Annotated in this window: 18 protein-coding genes; 6 read left to right on the forward strand and 12 right to left on the reverse strand. The window is 70.0% G+C overall.

What is annotated here, in order from left to right; all coding sequences use genetic code 11:
- Positions 1-64 precede the first annotated feature (64 nt).
- The 4 genes from nusB to INT49_RS08445 all read right to left on the reverse strand — a co-directional run bounded on the left by nusB (position 65) and on the right by INT49_RS08445 (position 3,646).
- A complete protein-coding gene (gene nusB / locus INT49_RS08430; RefSeq protein ID WP_193117284.1) occupies positions 65-583 on the reverse strand; it encodes a transcription antitermination factor NusB in 519 nt (172 codons plus the stop codon).
- Entirely contained in the window at positions 580-1,140 is a 561-nt protein-coding gene (efp, locus tag INT49_RS08435) for an elongation factor P (protein WP_193117285.1), read from the reverse strand. The genes nusB and efp overlap by 4 nt, the downstream gene beginning before the upstream one ends.
- 75 nt (positions 1,141-1,215) lie before the next feature.
- Positions 1,216-1,845: a MarR family transcriptional regulator gene (locus INT49_RS08440; RefSeq protein ID WP_319021557.1), complete on the reverse strand. Its 630-nt coding sequence runs from the start codon at positions 1,843-1,845 to the stop codon at positions 1,216-1,218.
- Between the two features lie 196 nt (positions 1,846-2,041).
- A complete protein-coding gene (locus INT49_RS08445; protein ID WP_193117286.1) occupies positions 2,042-3,646 on the reverse strand; it encodes an ABC-F family ATP-binding cassette domain-containing protein in 1,605 nt (534 codons plus the stop codon).
- A gap of 316 nt (positions 3,647-3,962) precedes the next feature.
- Here INT49_RS08445 and ald point away from each other — a divergent pair, with 316 nt between their 5' ends.
- The gene (gene ald, locus INT49_RS08450) at positions 3,963-5,078 is read left to right on the forward strand and encodes an alanine dehydrogenase (RefSeq protein WP_193117347.1); all 1,116 of its coding nucleotides are present in this window, start codon (positions 3,963-3,965) and stop codon (positions 5,076-5,078) included.
- Between the two features lie 251 nt (positions 5,079-5,329).
- Here the strand turns inward: ald and INT49_RS08455 are convergent, their stop codons facing one another.
- The 6 genes from INT49_RS08455 to INT49_RS08480 all read right to left on the reverse strand — a co-directional run bounded on the left by INT49_RS08455 (position 5,330) and on the right by INT49_RS08480 (position 10,419).
- On the reverse strand, positions 5,330-5,662 hold the full coding sequence (locus INT49_RS08455) for a metal-sulfur cluster assembly factor (RefSeq protein ID WP_193117287.1): 333 nt from the start codon (positions 5,660-5,662) through the stop codon (positions 5,330-5,332).
- A 97-nt stretch (positions 5,663-5,759) separates the two neighbouring features.
- Complete coding sequence (gene sufC, locus INT49_RS08460; protein WP_193117288.1) at positions 5,760-6,521, reverse strand: Fe-S cluster assembly ATPase SufC; 762 nt, start codon at positions 6,519-6,521, stop codon at positions 5,760-5,762.
- Positions 6,522-6,600: 79 nt separating this feature from the next.
- On the reverse strand, positions 6,601-6,939 hold the full coding sequence (locus tag INT49_RS08465) for a non-heme iron oxygenase ferredoxin subunit (protein ID WP_193117289.1): 339 nt from the start codon (positions 6,937-6,939) through the stop codon (positions 6,601-6,603).
- Complete coding sequence (gene sufD, locus INT49_RS08470) at positions 6,939-8,258, reverse strand: Fe-S cluster assembly protein SufD (RefSeq protein ID WP_193117290.1); 1,320 nt, start codon at positions 8,256-8,258, stop codon at positions 6,939-6,941. Before sufD ends, INT49_RS08465 begins: the two co-directional genes overlap by 1 nt.
- A complete protein-coding gene (gene sufB / locus INT49_RS08475; protein WP_193117291.1) occupies positions 8,258-9,685 on the reverse strand; it encodes a Fe-S cluster assembly protein SufB in 1,428 nt (475 codons plus the stop codon). The genes sufD and sufB overlap by 1 nt, the downstream gene beginning before the upstream one ends.
- Positions 9,682-10,419: a helix-turn-helix transcriptional regulator gene (locus tag INT49_RS08480; RefSeq protein WP_193117292.1), complete on the reverse strand. Its 738-nt coding sequence runs from the start codon at positions 10,417-10,419 to the stop codon at positions 9,682-9,684. Before INT49_RS08480 ends, sufB begins: the two co-directional genes overlap by 4 nt.
- Positions 10,420-10,684: 265 nt before the next feature.
- On the opposite strand from INT49_RS08480, the gene INT49_RS08485 reads away from it, so the two are divergent.
- The 5 genes from INT49_RS08485 (at position 10,685) to map (ending at position 15,795) form a co-directional block, all read left to right on the forward strand.
- A complete protein-coding gene (locus tag INT49_RS08485) occupies positions 10,685-11,791 on the forward strand; it encodes a glutathione S-transferase family protein (protein ID WP_193117293.1) in 1,107 nt (368 codons plus the stop codon).
- Between the two features lie 147 nt (positions 11,792-11,938).
- Positions 11,939-12,910: an ABC transporter ATP-binding protein gene (locus tag INT49_RS08490; protein WP_193117294.1), complete on the forward strand. Its 972-nt coding sequence runs from the start codon at positions 11,939-11,941 to the stop codon at positions 12,908-12,910.
- Complete coding sequence (locus INT49_RS08495; protein WP_193117295.1) at positions 12,907-13,752, forward strand: ABC transporter permease; 846 nt, start codon at positions 12,907-12,909, stop codon at positions 13,750-13,752. Before INT49_RS08490 ends, INT49_RS08495 begins: the two co-directional genes overlap by 4 nt.
- 145 nt (positions 13,753-13,897) lie before the next feature.
- Positions 13,898-14,977 (forward strand): COX15/CtaA family protein, encoded by a 1,080-nt coding sequence (locus tag INT49_RS08500; protein WP_193117296.1) that lies wholly within the window; start codon positions 13,898-13,900, stop codon positions 14,975-14,977.
- On the forward strand, positions 14,974-15,795 hold the full coding sequence (map, locus tag INT49_RS08505; RefSeq protein WP_193117297.1) for a type I methionyl aminopeptidase: 822 nt from the start codon (positions 14,974-14,976) through the stop codon (positions 15,793-15,795). Before INT49_RS08500 ends, map begins: the two co-directional genes overlap by 4 nt.
- A gap of 4 nt (positions 15,796-15,799) precedes the next feature.
- Here map and INT49_RS08510 read toward each other — a convergent pair whose 3' ends face one another.
- The gene (locus INT49_RS08510; RefSeq protein ID WP_319021558.1) at positions 15,800-17,689 is read right to left on the reverse strand and encodes a 1-deoxy-D-xylulose-5-phosphate synthase; all 1,890 of its coding nucleotides are present in this window, start codon (positions 17,687-17,689) and stop codon (positions 15,800-15,802) included.
- Between the two features lie 258 nt (positions 17,690-17,947).
- Entirely contained in the window at positions 17,948-19,561 is a 1,614-nt protein-coding gene (locus INT49_RS08515) for an outer membrane protein assembly factor BamB family protein (protein WP_193117298.1), read from the reverse strand.
- Positions 19,562-19,721 lie beyond the last annotated feature (160 nt).

A 19,721-nucleotide genomic window follows, 5' to 3' on the forward strand; every position in this document is an offset into this window, starting at 1 on the left:
CGCGCCGTGCTCACCGGCCGCGCGGACCGCCGGGCCCGGAGCCGTCCCCGGGGCCCGGCAGCGGTCAGGACAGCAGGCCGCGCACGTCCGCCAGTCGCTGCAGGAGTCCGTTGACGAAGCGCGGGGAGTCATCCGTCGAGAGGACCTCCGCGATCTTCGTGTACTCGCCGATCAGCGTGCCCCGTGCGGTCTCCTCGGTGCCGTACAGCACCTCGGCGCTGCCCAGGCGCAGGATCGCGCGGTCCACCGCAGGCATGCGGTGCAGCGGCCAGTCCCGGGAATGGGTGGCCAGATCCTCGTCGATGTCCGCGGCGTTCGGCGCGTACAGCTCGACGAGAGCCCGCGCGGCCTCCGGCAGCGGGCTCTGGGCCGCCGTGCGGCGCAGTCGCTGGGCGAGGACGTCAAGCACGTCCTCCCGCTTCGCATCGGCCTCGAACAGCACGTCCAGGGCCCGGATGCGATCACGGGAGCGACGATGGAGCCGGTCAGTGCCCGCGGGCACCGTCCGTTCGAACTCGACCTCCGCGCCCTCCCTCGTGGGATGAGGGAGGCCGGTGCCCCGAGGAGCGGGGGAATCGGTCACTTCACGCGCTCGAGGTACTCGCCGCCACGGGTGTCGACCTTGACCTTGTCGCCCTGGTCCAGGAACAGCGGGACCTGGATCTCGCGGCCGGTCTCCAGGCGTGCGGGCTTGGTGCCGCCGCTGGAGCGGTCGCCCTGCAGGCCGGGCTCGGTGAACTCGATGGTCAGGACCACGGAGGCGGGCAGCTCGACGAAGAGCGCAGTGCCGTCGTGGAAGGCCACCACGACGTCCTGCCCCTCGATCATGAAGTCCTTGGCGTTGCCGACGGTCTCCTCGGTGAGGTTCGTCTGCTCCCAGTTGCTCGTGTCCATGAACACGTACATGTCGCCGTCGAGATAGGAGAACTGCATGTCGCGACGGTCCACGGTCGCGGTCTCCACCTTGAGGCCGGCGTTGAAGGTCTTGTCGACACCCTTGCCGGACAGGACGTTCTTGAGCTTGGTGCGCACGAAGGCCGGACCCTTGCCGGGCTTGACGTGCTGGAAATCGACCACGCTCCAGAGCTGCTTGTCCAGAACGAGGACCATCCCGTTCTTCAGATCGTTCGTCGTCGCCATGAATCTCCTCGGTAGTCGTCGGGGCGGGTCAAGGATAGCGCGCCGGATCGCTGCGGACCGGGGCGACGGACCCGCTCAGCGCTCGGACGTGAGGTCGATCATGCTCAGCAGTCGGGAGGCGAGCGGATGCGCGGCGCTCTCCTCGCGCCAGCCGCTCGTCTTCACCGCCCGCGAGACGGTCTGCTGGGTCACGCCCAGGCCCTCGGCGAGCCGGGCCTGGGTCGCCCCGGGGTCCTCCCGCAGCGCGCGGACGGCCTGCCACTGACCGCGATTGCGCGAGCGCACGATCCATCCGATCAGTCCCAGCACCGCCTCGGCGTCCTGGGCGGTCTCCCGGTGCCGGCCGTCGGCCGCCCGGACGTGGATCGGGACGCTGGTCGCCGACCGCTCCCGGCGTGCCGCCTGCACCGCCTCCTGGGCCGCGACGACGGCCGGCCCCTCGATCTCCCGGACCGAACCGGGCAGCGGGCTCCGGACCGCTCCGACACCCAGGCCGATCCGCCAGTCACCCTCTTCGCGAGCGCGCAGCACCGCGTCGAGCGCGGCGTCGGCCCGGGAGGCGAGCGCGAGCAGGTCGGGGCCGACGGTGCGCTCGGCGGGCAGGGCGAGGGTCACGCCCTCGAGTGCCTCGAGCATCGCAGGGACCGGATCGGTGCCGTCGCGCGAGGTGCGCACGGCGCCCCCGGCGAAGGAGAGGACGTACACGGGACTGCCACCACCTCGTCGCGACGCGGGCTGCGCGTCGCGGTCGCGATCACACGGAGTTCAGGGCGAATCCGCTGTCCACGAGAGTACAGCCGAAAGACGGTGATATCGCCATGACGCGTGCGAGCAGGGAGTTCAGAGGGCCGACGAGCCGACGAGTCGACGAACCGGACCAGTCCGTCCCTGACCGGAAGGGTCAGGCGAGCTCGATGAGCTCCTGGTACTCCTCGTTCCAGAGGTCCTCGACGGCATCGGGCATCATCAGCACCCGCTCCGGGGAGAGCGAGGCGACGGCGCCCGGGTCGTGGGAGACCAGGACCACGGCGCCCTCGAAGGCCGCGAGCGCCCCGAGGATCTCCTCGCGGCTGGCGGGGTCGAGGTTGTTCGTCGGCTCATCCAGCAGGAGGACGTTCGCGCTGGACACGACGAGTGTGGCCAGGGCCAGTCGCGTCTTCTCCCCGCCCGAGAGCACCCGGGTGGATTTGTGGACGTCGTCGCCGGTGAAGAGGAACGAGCCCAGGATCTTGCGGGCCTCGACCTCGGCGATCTCGTGGGCGGCGGTCATCATGTTCTCCAGCACGGTGCGCTCGAGGTCGAGGGTCTCGTGCTCCTGCGCGTAGTAGCCGATGCGCAGGCCGTGACCGGGCAGCAGGCCGCCGGTGTCCGGGGCGTCGACCCCGGCGAGGATCCGCAGCAGGGTGGTCTTGCCGGCGCCGTTCAGGCCCAGGATGACCACCTTCGAGCCGCGGTCGATCGCGAGGTCCACCCCGGTGAAGATCTCGAGGCTGCCGTAGGACTTCGAGAGGTCCTTCGCCATCAGCGGGGTCTTGCCGCAGGGGGCGGGCTTGGGGAAGCGCAGCGACGCCACCCGGTCCTGCTGACGCTCGCTCTCGAGGCCGTCGAGCATCCGCTCGGCGCGCTTGAGCATGTTCTGCGCGGCGACGGCCTTGGTGGCCTTGGCGCGCATCTTCTCAGCCTGGATGGTGAGGGTCGACGCCTTCTTCTCGGCGTTCATACGCTCGCGCTTGCGGCGCTTCTCGTCGTCCTCGCGCTGGCGCTGATAGAGCTTCCAGCCCATGTTGTAGATATCGATCTCGGCGCGGTTGGCATCGAGGTAGAAGACCTTGTTCACGACGGACTCCACGATCTGGACGTCGTGGCTGATGATGATCAGACCGCCTCGGTAGGCCAGGAGGTACTCGCGCAGCCACACGATCGAGTCGTGGTCGAGGTGGTTCGTGGGCTCGTCCAGGATCATGGTGGAGGCCTGGGAGAAGAGGATGCGGGCCAGCTCCACACGGCGGCGCTGGCCGCCCGAGAGGGTGCCCAGGCCCTGCTCGAGGATGCGGTTGGGCAGGCCCAGGTTCGAGGCCATCCGCTTGGCCTCGGCCTCGGCGGCGTACCCTCCCACGGCATCGAGCTCTGCCGAGAGCCGCGGGTAGCGGTTCATCGCCTTCTCCCGCTTGGCCTCGGTCAGGCTCATGTCCCCCATCTCCTCCTCGGCCCGGCGCAGCCGGCGCAGGATGTCGTCGAGGCCGCGGGCGGAGAGGATGCGGGTGATCACCGATTCGTCCTCGTCACCGGCGTGGGTGTCCTGGGGGAGGTAACCCAGCTCCCCGGTGACCTCGACCGAGCCCTCTGCGGGCTGGAGGGTGCCGGAGAGGACCTTCGTGAGCGTGGTCTTCCCGGCCCCGTTGCGGCCCACCAGGCCCACCCGGTCACCATCGGTGATCTGGAAGGAGACGTCGCTCATGAGCAGCCGGGCACCGACTCGGATGGCGAGGTCGTGCACGGTGATCACAGGATCAGACTCCTTGGTGGGGTGAGAGGGGGCGGCGGGACCGCGGACGCTGGTGGCCGTCATCGGACGCAGAGCGGTCCGGGGCCGGATCGAGTCTAGGTGCGCAGGCCCTCGTCGGCCTCGATTTTTCGGCGCACGGTGCGGTGAACCACAGTCCGCCGCGGCCCTGCGTGATCAGGCCCTCGCCGCCGACGGGAACCCTCACAAGTCCGTCACTCCTCGGGGAGCGTCCACGGCACCATCGCGGCGAGGTCGATGACATGCTGGTCCCAGCGGCCGCAGAGGCGGCCGGACGACGATGCGAGGAGGCTTCGTGATGCGCATAGGTGTGCCCCGGGAGATCAAGAACAACGAGAACCGGGTGGGGCTGACCGCAGCAGGAGTCCATGAGCTCGCAGTCCGCGGCCACGACGTGGTGGTCGAGGCGAGCGCGGGCCTGGGAGCGCGGATCAGCGATGACGACTACCGGGCGGCAGGTGCCCGGATCCTGGCCACGGCCGACGAGGTCTGGGAGCAGGCGGAGCTGATCGTCAAGGTCAAGGAGCCGCTCCCGGACGAGTACGGGCGGATGCGGCGCGGCCAGGTGCTGCTGACCTACCTGCACCTCGCCGCCGACAGAGCCCTCACGGAGGCGCTGCTCAGCTCGGGGGTGACGGCCGTCGCCTATGAGACGGTGCAGCTGCCGGACCGGTCGCTGCCCCTGCTCTCCCCCATGAGCATGATCGCCGGGCGCCTGGCGACCCAGGTCGCGGCGTATCACCTGATGTCCCCGCTGGGCGGCTCCGGCATGCTGATGGGCGGCGTCCCCGGGACCTCGGAGGCGGATGTGCTGATCCTCGGCGGCGGCGTCGTGGGCGAGCAGGCCGCGATGATGGCGCACGGCCTGCATGCGGACGTCACGGTCATGGACCTCAACGTCTCCCGCCTCGGGCAGATCGCGACCATGCACCACGGCGGCATCCTCACCCGCTACTCCACCACGCTCGACCTCACGGAGAAGATCCAGCAGGCCGACGTGGTCATCGGGTCCGTGCTGATCCCCGGCAAGAAGGCGCCGAAACTGGTGACCGACGAGATGGTCGCGTCAATGAAACCGGGTTCCGTGCTCGTGGATGTCGCGATCGACCAGGGCGGATGCTTCGAGAACTCGCATCCCACCACGCATGACGATCCGACGTTCGCCGTGCACGACACGGTGTTCTACTGCGTCGCGAACATGCCGGGCTCCGTGCCCGTCACCGCCACCTCGGCGCTGACGAATGCGACGCTCCCCTACGTGCTGAAGATCGCCGATGCCGGCTGGCGCGAGGCACTGCGCAGCGACGGTTCGCTCGCGAAGGGCCTGCACACGCACGAGGGAGCCCTCACGCATGCCGGGACGGGCGAGGCGCACGGCCTCGACGTCGCCTCCGCGGAGCAGATCATCGGCTGACCCGCCGCTCCCCCGGGGCGGGCTCCGGGCGGGAGCGGGCGCCGTGCAGGAGGCCGCACCCTGCGGGAGCCGACCCCCTGTGCGACGACGCCGGGCTCGCCCGAGATGGACATGTCCCGGGAGGAACGATGCGACGTATCGCATCGGTCCTCCCGGGACATCTCTCTGCCCGGCGGCTGCCGCGGCTGCCCGCTCGCCCTCCGGCGGGCACGCCACCGCAGCGGCCAGGGCCCTGAGGCCGGATCAGTCGATCAGAGGTTGAAGCCGATCGCACGCAGCTGCTCGCGACCGTCCTCGGTGATCTTCTCCATGCCCCACGGGGGCATCCACACCCAGTTGATGCGGTGCGTCTCGGTGATCGGGTCCAGCACCGCGAAGGTCTGGTCCTCGAGCATCTCCGTCAGAGGGCAGGCCGCGGAGGTCAGCGTCATGTCGATGACGGCATTGCCGTCCTCGACCGTCACGCCGTAGATGAGTCCGAGGTCGACGACGTTGATCCCGAGCTCGGGGTCGATCACGTCCTTCAGGGCCTCGAGGACGTCCTCGGAGCTGACGGTCGCCGACGGGGTCTTCTGGTCGGTCATGGGGTCCTCCCGATGAGGTGCGGGTCGAGGTGTCGGCCCACGGGTGAGTTGGTGCCGGCCCGGCCCGGGATCTCTCCCGGGCCGGGCCGGCAGGAGGTCAGCTGCCGGAGCCGACGAGGTAGCGGTCGTAGCCCTCGTTCTCGAGGCGCTCGGCCAGCTCGGGGCCGCCCTGCTCCGCGATCTGGCCGTTGACGAAGACGTGGACGAAGTCCGGCTTCACATACTGCAGGATGCGGGTGTAGTGCGTGATCAGCATGATGCCGACCTCTGTCTCCTCCTTGGCGCGGTTCACGCCTTCGGAGACGATGCGCAGCGCGTCGACGTCGAGACCGGAGTCAGTCTCGTCGAGGATCGCGATGCCCGGCTTGAGCAGCTGCATCTGGAGGATCTCGTGGCGCTTCTTCTCGCCGCCGGAGAAGCCCTCGTTGACGTTGCGCTCGGCGAAGACCGGGTCCATGCGAAGGTCGGTCATCGCGCCCTTGACGTCCTTGACCCAGGTGCGCAGGGCAGGGGCCTGGCCGTCGACCGCGGTCTTCGCGGTGCGCAGGAAGTTCGACACCGTGACACCAGGGACCTCGACCGGGTACTGCATGGCGAGGAAGAGCCCGGCGCGTGCACGCTCGTCGATGCTCATCTCCAGGACGTCCTCGCCGTCGAGCGTGAGCTCGCCCTGCGTGATCTGGTACTTGGGGTGACCGGCGATCGCGTAGGCGAGGGTGGACTTGCCGGAGCCGTTGGGCCCCATGATCGCGTGGGTCTCGCCGGACTTGATGGTGAGGTCGACACCCTTGAGGATCTCCTTGGTGCCTTCAGGGGTCTCGACGGTGGCGTGGAGGTTCTTGATCTCCAGGATCGACATGGGCTGTTCTCCTTGACCAGTGGTACTGGTGGATTCGTGGGTGATGGGTACGGGCGCCGACGGACGGTGCCCGGAGTGTTCAGGTGGCGGGTGCCGCGGTCGGATCCACGAGGATCTCGCCGCTGCTCTCGTCGATGCGCACGGGGAAGACCCGCACGGGGAGGACCGCCGGAAGCTGCAGAGGACGGCCTGTGACCAGGTCGAACTGGCTGCCGTGCTTCCAGCACTCGATGGTGCATCCCTCGACGTCGCCATCGCTCAGCGCGATCTCGTCGTGCGAGCAGATGTCCTCGAGGGCGTGGACGCCGCCGTCCTCGGCGCGCACCACGGCGATCTCGACGCCGCCGGCGACGACGTCGATCGCCTCGCCGGGGGCGAGGGAGTCCAGGGTGGCGACGGGGACGAAGGCGTCCGACATCAGTTCATGCTCCGGGCGAGCTCGGACTCGATGGACGCGGTCAGGTGCTCCCGGATCTCCGGGACGTCGATCCGCTGGATCAGCTCGGCGAAGAAGCCGCGCACGACCAGGCGACGGGCCTCGAGCTCGGGGATCCCGCGGGCGCGCAGGTAGAAGAGCTGCTCGTCGTCGAAGCGACCGGTGGCGGCGGCGTGGCCAGCCCCCTCGATCTCCCCGGTCTCGATCTCCAGGTTCGGCACCGAGTCGGCGCGTGCACCCTCGGTGAGGACCAGGTTGCGGTTGAGCTCATAGGTGTTGGTGCCCTCGGCCTCCTTGCGGATCAGCACGTCGCCGACCCACACGGAGCGTGCCTTCTTCCCCTGCAGCGCGCCCTTGTAGGCCACGTTGGAGGTGCAGTTCGGAGCCGCATGGTCCACGAACAGGCGGTGCTCGAGGAACTGGTCCTCGTCGGAGAAGTACAGCCCGATGTTCTCGAGCTCGCCGCCGGGGGCCGCGAACTCACCGATCGCGTTGACGCGCACGGCGCTGCCGCCGAGCGAGACCACGATGTGCTTGATCTTCGCGTCACGACCCACGCGGGCGTGGTGCGTGGAGATGTGCAGCGCGTCGTCATCCCAGTCCTGCAGGGTGATGACGGTCATCTGCGAGTTGTCGCCGACGACCATCTCCACGTTCTGCGCGTACTGCGCGGAACCGGTGTGGTTCAGCACGAAGGTCGCCGAGGACGACTCCTTCGTCTCGAGCACGATGTGGGCGTTGCCGCGGCGGTCTGCGCCGTTGCCGTGCACCAGGACCTGGAACGGGGTCTCCAGCGCCGCATTCTTCGGCGCGACCAGGTGGAGAGCCTGCTCGGTGCGTGCGGAGGCGACCGCCGTGGGGAGGTCCTCGGGCACCAGCACGGTGCCACGGGGCGCCTCGCCCGGGGCGAGGGTGGCGACGTCGGGCGCGCCCTCGGGGACGGTGACGTCGTAGGTGAGTGCCGGATCGCCCTCGCGGTCGTCGGTCGCGGCGTCCTCGAACAGCGGCGCGAACCGGCGCAGCGGGGTGAAGCGCCACTCCTCGATGTCGCTCTTCGGGCGGGGATGGTCTCCCAGCTCGAACGAGCGCCTGCGGGCACCGCGGTTCAGCGCGGCGCGGGCCGGGGAGCTCTCCCCCGGAAGGGCGAGCGCCTCGTCCTCGAGCTCGGGCGCAGCGGCGGTGTCCGCCCCGTCGAGCGCGGTCTGGGCGGCGACGGGTGCCGCGCCGGCGGCGTGGCCGACGTTCTCATTGGCCGTGGGGTCACCCACGGTCTCGGCACCCTTGAGGTCTGCGGTGGTCATCAACCGACTGCTCCTTCCATCTGCAGCTCGATCAGGCGGTTCAGTTCGAGGGCGTACTCCATGGGGAGCTCGCGCGCGATGGGCTCGATGAACCCGCGCACGATCATCGCCATCGCCTCGGTCTCCGTCATGCCGCGGCTCATCAGGTAGAAGAGCTGCTCCTCGGAGACCTTGGAGACGGTGGCCTCGTGGCCCATCTGGACGTCGTCGACGCGCACGTCGACGTAGGGGTAGGTGTCCGTGCGCGAGATCTGGTCCACCAGCAGCGCATCGCACAGCACGGTGGATGCCGAGTGCTCGGCACCGGGCATGACCTGGACCAGGCCGCGGTACGAGGTACGACCACCGCCGCGGGAGACCGACTTGGAGACGATCGAGCTCGTGGTGTGCGGAGCCATGTGGACCATCTTGGAGCCGGTGTCCTGCTGCTGGCCCTCGCCGGCGAAGGCGATGGACAGGGTCTCGCCGCGGGCGTGCTCGCCCATCAGCCAGACGGCGGGGTACTTCATGGTGACCTTCGAGCCGATGTTGCCGTCGACCCACTCCATGGAGCCGCCCTGCTCGACCGTGGTGCGCTTGGTGACCAGGTTGTACACGTTGTTCGACCAGTTCTGGATGGTCGTGTAGCGGACCTTGGCGTCCTTCTTCACGACGATCTCGACGACGGCCGAGTGCAGCGAGTCCGACTTGTAGATCGGCGCCGTGCAGCCCTCGACGTAGTGCACCGAGGAGCCCTCGTCGGCGATGATCAGGGTGCGCTCGAACTGGCCCATGTTCTCGGTGTTGATCCGGAAGTAGGCCTGCAGCGGGATCTCCACGTGAACGCCCTTGGGGACGTACACGAAGGAGCCGCCGGACCAGACCGCCGTGTTCAGTGCGGAGAAGGTGTTGTCCCCCGAGGGGATGACGGTGCCGAAGTACTCCTTGAACAGCTCCGGGTACTCCTTGAGCGCGGAGTCGGTGTCCAGGAAGACGACGCCCTGCTCCTCCAGGTCCTCGCGGATCTGGTGGTAGACGACCTCGGACTCGTACTGGGCGGCGACACCGGCGACGAGACGCTGCTTCTCGGCCTCGGGGATGCCGAGGCGGTCGTAGGTCTCCTTGATGTCCGCGGGCAGGTCCTCCCAGGAGGTGGCCTGCTTCTCGGTGGAGCGCACGAAGTACTTGATGTGGTCGAACGCGATGCCGGACAGATCCGGGCCCCAGGTGGGCAGCGGCTTCTTGTAGAAGAGCTTGAGGGCCTTGAGGCGGCGCTCGAGCATCCACTCCGGCTCGTCCTTGCGGGCGGAGATGTCGCGCACGACCTCTTCGCTCAGGCCTCGGCGAGCGCTGGCGCCGGCTGAGTCCTCGTCGTGCCATCCGTAGGCGTACTGGCCCACGGAGTCGATGATCTCGTCCTGTGTCAGCTTTTCTGGTGCTGTCGTCATGGTGTCCTTCCCTCGGTGAGCGGAATGTGGGTCGTGCAGGCATGGGCGCCCTGCGCCAGGGTGGCGAGGCGCTGGACCGGGGCTCCGACGATGCGGGAGATGACGCGGGTCTCGGCCTCGCACAGCTCGGGATGATCTGTGGCGACGTCGAGGACCGGGCAGCGTCCGTGGCACAGCTGCGCCGTCACGAGCGTACGGGGGATGGATCCCGATCGCGTGCTCGGAGTGGGCAGCGGGACGTGCAGCGGACGCACCGTGGTGGCGTACCCACGAGATGTGAGCAGCTCAGCGAGCAGCTCGACCTTGCGGACGAGGGTCACCGTCTCCCCCGCCGCCTCGCGGCCGGCGACCACCTGGGCGAGCTTCCCCTCCCAGTCGGCGACCCGTCGGTCGGCGAGGCGGCTCACCGCCTCGTCACCTCCGAGCCGGGCGAGCTCGGCGACAGCCATCGCCGCGAGCTCGTCGTACCCGCCCGTGTAGCCCTCGTGGGCGAACTTCGTGAGCACGAAGGCCTTGCTCGGGCGGCCGCGTCCGCGGTGCGCGACCGGCATGTCGTGCTCGGCGATGACCTCGTCGGCCTCGAGTGCCGCGAGGTGGCGACGCACGGCCGCGCTCGTGAGACCGAAGCGCTCCGCCAGCTGGCGGGCGGTGATCGGTCCGTGCGCAGAGATCGCCTCGACGAGTCGGTCCCGCGTGGCATGCGGGCCGGCCGGATCCAGATCCGAGACTGTCATCGGTGCATCACCCTCTCCCATCGACCTGAATTCATTTTACAACAGATGGCTTGCCAAATACCGGTCGAGGTGGTGTGCCGCACGGCACCAAGGGTCCCCTAACCTGCGAAATCACCCCGGGACCGGCCTGTCCGCCCGCTCACTCCGCCGCACTTCCGGTCCACGTCGACCCACCCAGGTCGACCACCTCTTCCATTTGCTATCACTTTCAACTACTCTCGGATCATCCAGGACACATGCTCCTCGGGAGCGAGGAAGGAATCTTATGACCACGCAGGACAGCACCACCGACCGCGAGGACACCGCCGCGAAAGGCTCCGCAGGCCACTCCGCGGAGCACTCGACCGAGGGGTCCTACGTGCACAAGGGGAAGCCCTTCGACCGCGACATGTCCTACATCTCCGACCGGATCACGCGGGACGGCAGCGACGGCTGGGCGGTCGAGCCCGGCCGCTACCGCCTCATCGCGGCCCGCGCGTGCCCCTGGGCGAACCGGACCCTGATCTCCCGCCGCCTGCTCGGCCTCGAGGAGGCCCTCTCGGTCGGGATGCCCGGCCCCACCCATGACAAGCGCTCCTGGACCTTCGATCTCGACGAGGGCGGGGTCGACCCCGTGCTCGGCTACGAACGCCTCCAGCAGGCCTACTTCGCCCGCTTCCCCGACTACCCGCGCGGCATCACGGTCCCTGCCCTCGTCGACATCCCCTCGAAGGCCGTCGTGACGAACGACTTCCAGCGCATCACGCTGGACTTCGCGACGCAGTGGGCGGATCTGCACCGAGAGGGCGCCCCTGACCTCTACCCCGAGGCGCAGCGCGAGGAGATCGACTCGCTGAACTCGTGGATGCTCCACACGGTCAACAACGGCGTCTACAAGGTCGGTTTCGCCGGCAGCCAGGAGGACTACGAGAGGGAGTTCGGCGAGCTCTGGTCCGCCCTCGACGAGCTCGAGGAGCGGCTCTCCCGCAGCCGGTATCTGATGGGTCCCTCGATCACCGAGGCCGATGTGCGCCTCTTCCCCACCCTGATCCGCTTCGACGCCGTCTATCACGGTCACTTCAAGGCGAACCGGCAGACGCTCGCATCGATGCCGAACCTCTGGAACTACACCAAGGACCTGTTCCAGACCCCCGGCTTCGGCGACACCGTCGACTTCCAGCAGATCAAGGAGCACTACTACGTGGTGCACATCGACATCAACCCCACCCAGGTGGTGCCGCTCGGCCCGGACCTGGCGCCCCTGCTGGATGCGCACGACCGTGACCGCTTCCCCACGAACACCTGGGGAGATGGGGGCACCGCTCCCCTGGCCCCGCTCGCGGCCGAGGTCGTGGACCCCTCCCACACCCCGCTGCACGTCGTCGGTCGCTAAACCCAGCCGGTGCTGAGCGGTCGCCCATCTCGCACCGCTCACGCCAGCCACGCCACGCGCCCCACCACCGGTCCCGGTGGTGGGGCGCCGTGCTGTCCGGCGGGCGCGGCGCGACACCCAGGAGGTCGCGCCTACGATGGGGTCGCCATGACAGACGACATCACCGCTCCTGCGAGCACTCCCCCGGCGGCGCTGCGCATCGAGGACCTCACGCACTCCTACGGTCCGGTCCGCGCCCTCGACGGCCTCACGCTCACTGCGCTCCGCGGTCAGGTGACCGCGCTGCTGGGCCCCAACGGGGCGGGCAAGACCACCGCCGTCTCCTGCGCGACCGGGCTGCTGCGGGCGAGCGGCGGCGCCGTGGAGGTGCTCGGACGGGACCCGTGGAACGCCGGTCCCGAGCACCGGGCGCGGGTCGGCGTGATGATCCAGGACGGCGGCCTGGCCTCCGGCTCCCGGGCGATGCAGCTGCTGCGCTACGGCGCGAGCCTGCATGCGGACCCGCTCGACGTGGACCAGGTCGCCGAGCACCTCGGCATCGACGACTTCGCCGGCACCCTCGTGCGTCGCCTCTCCGGCGGTCAGCGTCAGCGCCTGGCGCTCGCGCTCGCCATCGTGGGGCGCCCCGAGCTGATCTTCCTGGACGAGCCGACGGCCGGGATGGACCCCGCCATCCGGCGGCGGGTACGCCACCTCATCCGCTCCCTCGCGGACACCGGCAGCGCCGTGGTGCTGACCACGCACATGATGGACGACGTGGTCGGCCTCGCCGATGCGGTGTGCGTCATCGCCGGCGGCCGCACGGTCGCCTCCGGCTCGGTCCAGGACGTCATCACCGCTCATCGTGAGCATGAGGGAGTCGTCTCCGTGAGGGCGGTCGCCCACGGCGTGGATCCTGCCGCCGTCCCCGCCCTGGAAGCGGACCTGGCCGCTGCGGCCGCACGCCACGGCGCCCGCCTCGAGATCACCGGCGCCGGTGCCGCGGACCTCGAAGCGGTGCTGCTGGACCTCATGGCCCCGCAGCGTGCCGCCGCACAGGGCCAGGACGCCGGCGCACATCGCCGGGAACCCGGCACACAGGTCCAGGACGCCGCCGAGCAGGAAGGAACGTTGCGATGAGTACGACCTCGCCCGAGCAGGGAGCCACCGCGCCCGCTCCCGCCGACCTGGCCCCTCCCACCGCTCCGGACCGTCCCTCCGCCCGCCGACCGGAGCCGGCCCCCGCCCCGCGGATCCGCCGCATCCTCGCCCACACCGTCCTCGAGGCCCGCATCCTGCTCTCCAACGGCGAGCAGCTGCTCGTGGCGATCGCGCTGCCCGCCATGGTGCTGATCGGCCTGCGGCTGCTGCCGATCGGCCGCCTCGAGGGGGCACAGCCCATCGAGACCGCGCTCGCCGCGACCCTGGGCACCGCGCTGATCTCGACGTCCTTCACCTCCCAGGCGATCCAGACCGGCTTCGACCGTCGCAACGGGGTGCTGCGCTGGGTGGCGACCACTCCGCTGGGGCGCGACGGCTATCTGGCGGGCAAGATCCTCGCCACGCTGCTGGTGCACGTCGTCCAGGTGCTCGTGCTGGGTCTGCTGGGGGTGATCCTGGGGTGGCGACCGAATCTCCTCGAGCTGCTCGCCGTGGTCCCGGTGTGGCTCCTGGGCACCATCGCCTTCGGATCGCTCGGGCTGCTGGTCGCCGGGCTCCTGCGCACCGAAGCCGTGCTCGCCGTCTCCAACCTCGTGTTCGTGATCCTGGTCGCCGCCGGCGGCATCGCCTTCCCCACCTCGAGCTATCCGCGGCTGCTGCACAGCCTGGTCGATCTGCTGCCCTCCGGGGCGCTCGGCGAGCTCCTGCGAGCCTGCCTCGCCGGCGGCGACGTCACCGGCGGATCGATCATCGTGCTCGTGCTCTGGGCCGCCGGGGGCAGCCTCGCGGTGGCGCGATGGTTCCGCTGGACCTCGGTCTGAGAGCCGCACGACCACCGCGGGGAGCGCGCGGCGTGCCGTCGATGACGCCTCCGCGCCCCGGCATGCGGACGTTCCTCCGCCCACAGATGTGAAAGGGATCGCCGCGATCACCGGAACCCCAGGCGAAGTTCCTACACTCGGAGCCATGAACGATTCTCCGTCCGTCGCCGACGAGCAGACGGCCCCCTCCCCCCGGATAGAGCGCGTCGGGCGGATGTCGCTGTCCGGAGAACGCACCCTCGGGCTCTCAGCCACCGCCCGCGCGCGGATCGCGGCAGTCGTGTTCTGGGGGAACCTCATCTGCCAGATCGGGATCATCGTCTCCGGCGGCGTGGTGCGGCTGACCAGCAGCGGGCTGGGCTGCTCGACCTGGCCGAACTGCGAGCCCGGCCAGTTCACCCCCGAGCTCACGATGGAATCAGGGATCCATCCCTTCATCGAGTTCGGCAACCGCACGCTCACCGGGGTGCTCGGCATCTTCGCCGCGGCGCTGCTGCTGATCGCCCTGCTGTGGCTGCGGCACAAGGGTCGCGGCATGCGGTGGCTCGCCCTCACCCCGCTGGCCGGTACGGCGCTGCAGGCGATCGTCGGCATGGTGGTCGTCAAGGCGGACCTCCACCCGGGTGTCGTCAGCCCGCACTTCCTCATCTCGCCCATCCTGGTGGCCCTGTCCACGCTGCTCCTGTACCGGCTGTACGACGGCGACGCCCCGCGCAGGCGCTCCGTCGTGCCGACCGCGATGCACTGGATGAGCTGGGCGCTGGGCGTCATCGGCTTCGCGATCCTCGTGCTCGGCACCCTGGTCACCGGCACCGGGCCGCACTCGGGCGACGACGTCCATCCCGAGCGGCTCCCCTTCGATCCCCGCACGATCTCGTGGCTGCACGCCGACGCCGTGATGCTGTTCGGCGGCCTCCTCGTCGGTCTGCTCATCGCCCTGCACCTGATCGGTGCCCAGCGCCCCGCCCGACGGGCCGCCTGGGGGCTCGTCAGCATCACCGCGATCCAGGCCCTGATCGGCTACACGCAGTACTTCACGGGCCTGCCCGAGCTGCTCGTCGGCCTCCACATGCTCGGTGCCGGCCTGTTCGCCGCCGGCATCGCCTGGGTGGCCGTCTCCCTGTACACCTGGGACTCCCCCAGCCCTGACCTCCATGGATCGGTGCCCGCCGAGGCCACCGTCGGATCCGACACGACCACTGCTCCCGGGAGGAGCGCACGATGATCCTGGGACGACGCCGCCGCGCCGCGAACCCCGACCTGCCCACTCTCGACCAGGCCCGGCCTGCCGGCGAGTTCGTCGCCTCGGTGCTCTCGCACCTGCGGGAGGTGGTCGACGTCGGCTGGAACCTCCTGGAGGTCGACGCCGAGGCCCATCGCCTGATCCGCGAGGCCGGGGCGACGAGCTGCTACATCGACTACCACCCGGTGTTCGGGGCCTCCCCGTTCGGCTACGTCATCTGCACCTCGGTCAACGAGGGCGTGCTGCACGGCCGTCCTCATGATCGTGTGCTCGCCGACGGCGACCTGCTCTCCCTCGACTTCGCGGTCGAGGTCGAGGGATGGGTCGCCGATTCCTGCCTCTCGATCACCGTGGGCACGCCGCGCCCCGAGGACCAGCAGCTGATCCGCGACACCGAGCAGGTGATGTGGGCCGGGATCGACCAGGTGCGGGCCGGGGCCACGGTGGGCGACATCGGGCACGCGGTGATGAACCAGGCGCATTCCCTGGGGTACCTGATCAACGACCGCTTCGGCGGGCACGGCGTGGGCCGGACCATGCACGAGGCACCGTTCGTCCCGAACCACGGCACCCCCGGCGGCGGCGCCGAGCTCGTGGCCGGTCAGCTCATCACGGTCGAGCCCTTCCTGATCCCCACCACCGCCGATCTGGTCGTGGATGAGACCGACGGCTGGACGCAGCTGGCCGTCGACGGCTCGCGCGGTGCGCATGCCGAGCACACGCTGCAGGTGACCGACGGCGACCCGATCATCCTCACCGCACGGTCCGACGATCCCTCGCCGCGGAGCTCCCAGGTCTGAGGCCCTACTGCAGGATCGCGTCGATGGCCCGGGAGATCCCGGCCGCGTCCAGCCCCTGATCGGCCAGGATCGCGCCGCGCTTGGCCTGCGGGATGAACACCTGGGCCACGCCGAGGGTCCGCACCGGGGGCGTCGGAGCGCTCACCGTGGCTCGTTCCCCGAGGGCCTGGGCGATCGCCGTCCCGATGCCTCGCGACCCGACGCCGTCCTCGAGCGTCACGACCGCCCGCGCCCGGGCGGCGAGGTCCAGCAGCGGCGGCGCGATCGGCAGCGCGCGCATAGGATCCAGCACCACGATGTTGCGTGAGCCGTCGTCAGCGCGGGCGGCCTCCACGGCCCGATCGGCCAGAGCACCGATGCTGAGGACCAGGACGTCGATCGGAGCTTCGACGTCCCCGGCGAGGACGTCCCCGGCGGGAACGGCGACGAGGGCCGGGACCTCGGGCGGGCAGGCGCCCTTGGGATAGCGCACCAGCGAGGGGCCCTCGACGGCCACGGCTGAGGCGACCGCCGCATCCAGACGGGCGGCGTCGCGGGGGGCCCACACCTGCAGCCCAGGGATCTGCGCCGCCACGGAGAGATCCCAGATGCCGTGATGGCTGGGTCCGTCGTCACCGGTCACGCCAGCGCGATCCAGGGTGATCGTGACGTCCTCCCCATGGAGGGCGACATCCAGCAGCAGCTGATCGAAGGCGCGGTTCAGGAAGGTCGCATACAGGCCGACGATGGGCTTCGCCCCGCCCCGGGAGAGGCCGGAGGCCGTGTCCAGCGCGAGCTGCTCCGCGATGCCGACGTCGATCACGCGCGAGGGCATCTCGCGCTGCAGCGGAGTCAGTCCCACCGGGTCGACCATCGCCGCGCTGAGGGCGACCACCCGGTCATCGGCGCGAGCCGCGTCGAGGATCGCAGCGCCGACGCGGGCGGTCCACGTCTCCGCAGTCTCCGCGCGCACGGGAGCATCACCGGGCAGCACGACATCCGGCTCACGGGCCGGTTCCAGCTCGAACGGACCGGTCGCGTGCCAATGGTCGGTCGCATCGTCCTCGGCGCGGGCGAAGCCCGCTCCCTTGCGCGTCACCACGTGCAGCACGACTCCGGCCAGGGAGGGGTCCTCAGCGGCCTCGCGGGCGAGCTCGAGGGCCTGCGCCAGGGCCACGTGGTCATGGCCGTCGACCGGGCCGAGGTAGGTCAGGCCGAGAGAGGTGAACACATCGGCGCCCGCGGTGACGACGCCCTCGCGCAGCGCCTCCAGATGGTGGGCGAGGCCGCCGACGGTCGGGGCATAAGAGCGGGTGTTGTCGTTGAGCACCACGATGGTGCGGGAACCGGTGTCGGAGGCGAGCACGTTGAGCGCTTCGAGACCGACGCCGCCGGTCAGGGCGCCGTCACCGATCACGGCGACGGAGACGCCCTCCTCGCCGGCGAGGCGGTGCGCCCGGTCGATGCCGTGGGCCCAGGCGATGGAGCCCGAGGCATGGGAGTTCTCGACCACGTCGTGCGCAGATTCCCCGCGGTCTGGATAGCCGGACACTCCCCCGGCGGTGCGGAGCCCGGGGAGTTCGGCGCGCCCGGTGAGCATCTTGTGGACGTAGGCCTGGTGGCCGGTGTCGAAGACGATGGCCTCGTGCGGAGAATGGATCTCGCGGTGCAGGGCGATGGTCAGTTCGACGACGCCGAGGTTCGGTCCCAGATGACCCCCGCTGTGCGAGGTGATCTCCACCAGCCGTCGCCGCAGGGTGCGGGCGAGGCCCGGAAGGGCCGTGGCCGGCAGGGCGCGCAGGTCCGCGGGGCTCGCCGGGATCTCCACGGCGCGAGGGCCGGCCGTCTCCGCGGAAGGGAGTGCGGAGGGGAGGGCAACGGCTTCCTGCACGGGATGCTCTCGGGTCGTCGACACGGGCGATCCTCCATCGGCCTGGGGACGGGACTCGACCAGCGTACGTCGTCCTGACCTGTACAGACGGGAGGCATGGTCACATCTGTGCACATCTTCACCGGGGATTCACGGGCCGGGTCGACGGTGTGCATCACGGTGCACAGACCTCGCGCAATCGTGCATTCCGTGGCCTCCCGTGGCACTCGTCGGCCGACGGACACCCGCCAGAGGACGGACGCACACCACTGGGCGGGTCCTCCCCTGGCTGTCGTCGCCCTCTCAGCGCCGCTGCAGGATCACTGACCCGTACTCCCTCGTCGTCACGAGCAGCGAGTCCTCGCCGACGGCGCTGATGTCCTCGACGTGGGCGTCGGCCATCGCTGTAGCCAGCTCGCCGGAGCGCTCCCCGGTGCGGGCATCGACCATGTACTCCCGATCGGTGCCCGGGAGGAACAGCTTCCCGTCGACGGCGACGGCCGAGTTCAGCCAGAGCGGCTGAGTCTCGTCAGCTGTCTCGTCGATCGTCCACAGCTCCTCCCCGGTGGCCGCGTCGAGGGCCGTGACCACCTGCGGTGCGGTGTGCACGAGAACGACATCACCGAGAACCCGCAGGTATCGGTCGACGCTGCTGCCGGCGAAGTCACCTCCGGTGTCGGCGGCCGGGGCTTCCCAGAGCTGCTTGCCCTGAGCATCGAGCATCCTCAGGGTCACGGCGGACGATCCGTGCTCCGGATCATCCGAGGACGGCTCGAACTCTCCGAGCTCGGCCACCAGCACCCCTGAGGCGTCCCCGGGCATCCCGCTCACGCCGGAGACGAACGCGATCCGGTCCCCGGGATCGCCGTACGACCACAGCGGTTCGCCGGTGTCCATGCTGAACGCCTCGACCGGCACCTGGCCGGACGGGAAGTCGGTGCCCGACTGCCCCAGGGAGAAGGCGCTGCCGGAACCGCCGACGAAGGAGGTCGTGTAGGTGAGGAAGAACCCTCCCTGCAGGGTCACGAGGGGCTGGGGGCGAAACCGGTCCAGGCCGTCGCCGGTCTCGTGGTCCAGCGCCGGCAGGGAACGGCTGAAGCCCTGGGACAGCTCAGGAACGGTGACCTGCTGGATGGCGCGCTCACCGACCTCCTGGTCCTCGTCGTCGCCCATCGGATTCCAGCTCTCGGTGCCGACCACCAAGCCGGCGTCGGTGCTGCCCGCGCCATAGCCGGGGAATCCTTCGAACCGCTGACACCCCTGTCTCGCACCGGTTCCCGCGTCGAGACTGAGCAGGTCCGTCCACCGGTCCCCCTCGAAAAAGCCGCCGCGCACGATCCGGTTGGCGAGGATCAGGTGGTCACCGTGCTCGTACACCGCCGCGTCTCGGCCTGTGTCCAGATTCCAGTTCCACGCGGGAGCTCCGGTGGAGGGATCGATCGCGGCGATCCGGTGCAGCCCCCCTTCCCCGCGAACATCCATCCGGATCAGCCCGCCCTGAGCGTCCGCGCCGACCTCGACGCTCTCGCCCTCCTCGGAGGAGAGCCGTGCGCTGCCGGGGATCTCCCTCACCGGTTCGTAGCCGAGCTGCCGAGCCAATTCCTCGACGTGGGCGCGATGGTCGTCCAGATCGAGCTCCTCGTCTGGCTCGTGCGTGGCCTCACCCCAGCTCGAGCTCAGAGAGTCGACGCTCTGCGCGTCCCCCTGGGACAGCCCGCGCCCGCAGTCGATACCGGTGGAGTCCCATGCCCTCGCGACCCATTCCGGTCGAGCGGCACCGAGGACCAGGCCGGCCACCATGAGCGCACCTGCCGCGCCGGCTGCCCACGGCGCCCACGGCCGCCGGGAAGTGGTCGGTGCGGCTGAGTCTCCCGGTGCCTCGTCAGCAGTGCCCGTGCTCTCGCTGTTCCCTGTCATCGCGCGCCATCGTAGCGTCCGGTGGCTCGTCGCCGAGGGTTCTCGCTGCCATCAGCCGATCAGCCGACCGGCTGCATCTGCCTCTCAGCGCCCGCCCGCCGGCCATCCCCGTGAACGCCAGATCGCCCCACCCAGCAACGCTGAGTGGGGCGATCTGCTC

This window comes from Brachybacterium tyrofermentans, from assembly GCF_014897585.1.
Classification (GTDB): Bacteria; Actinomycetota; Actinomycetes; order Actinomycetales; family Dermabacteraceae; genus Brachybacterium; species Brachybacterium tyrofermentans.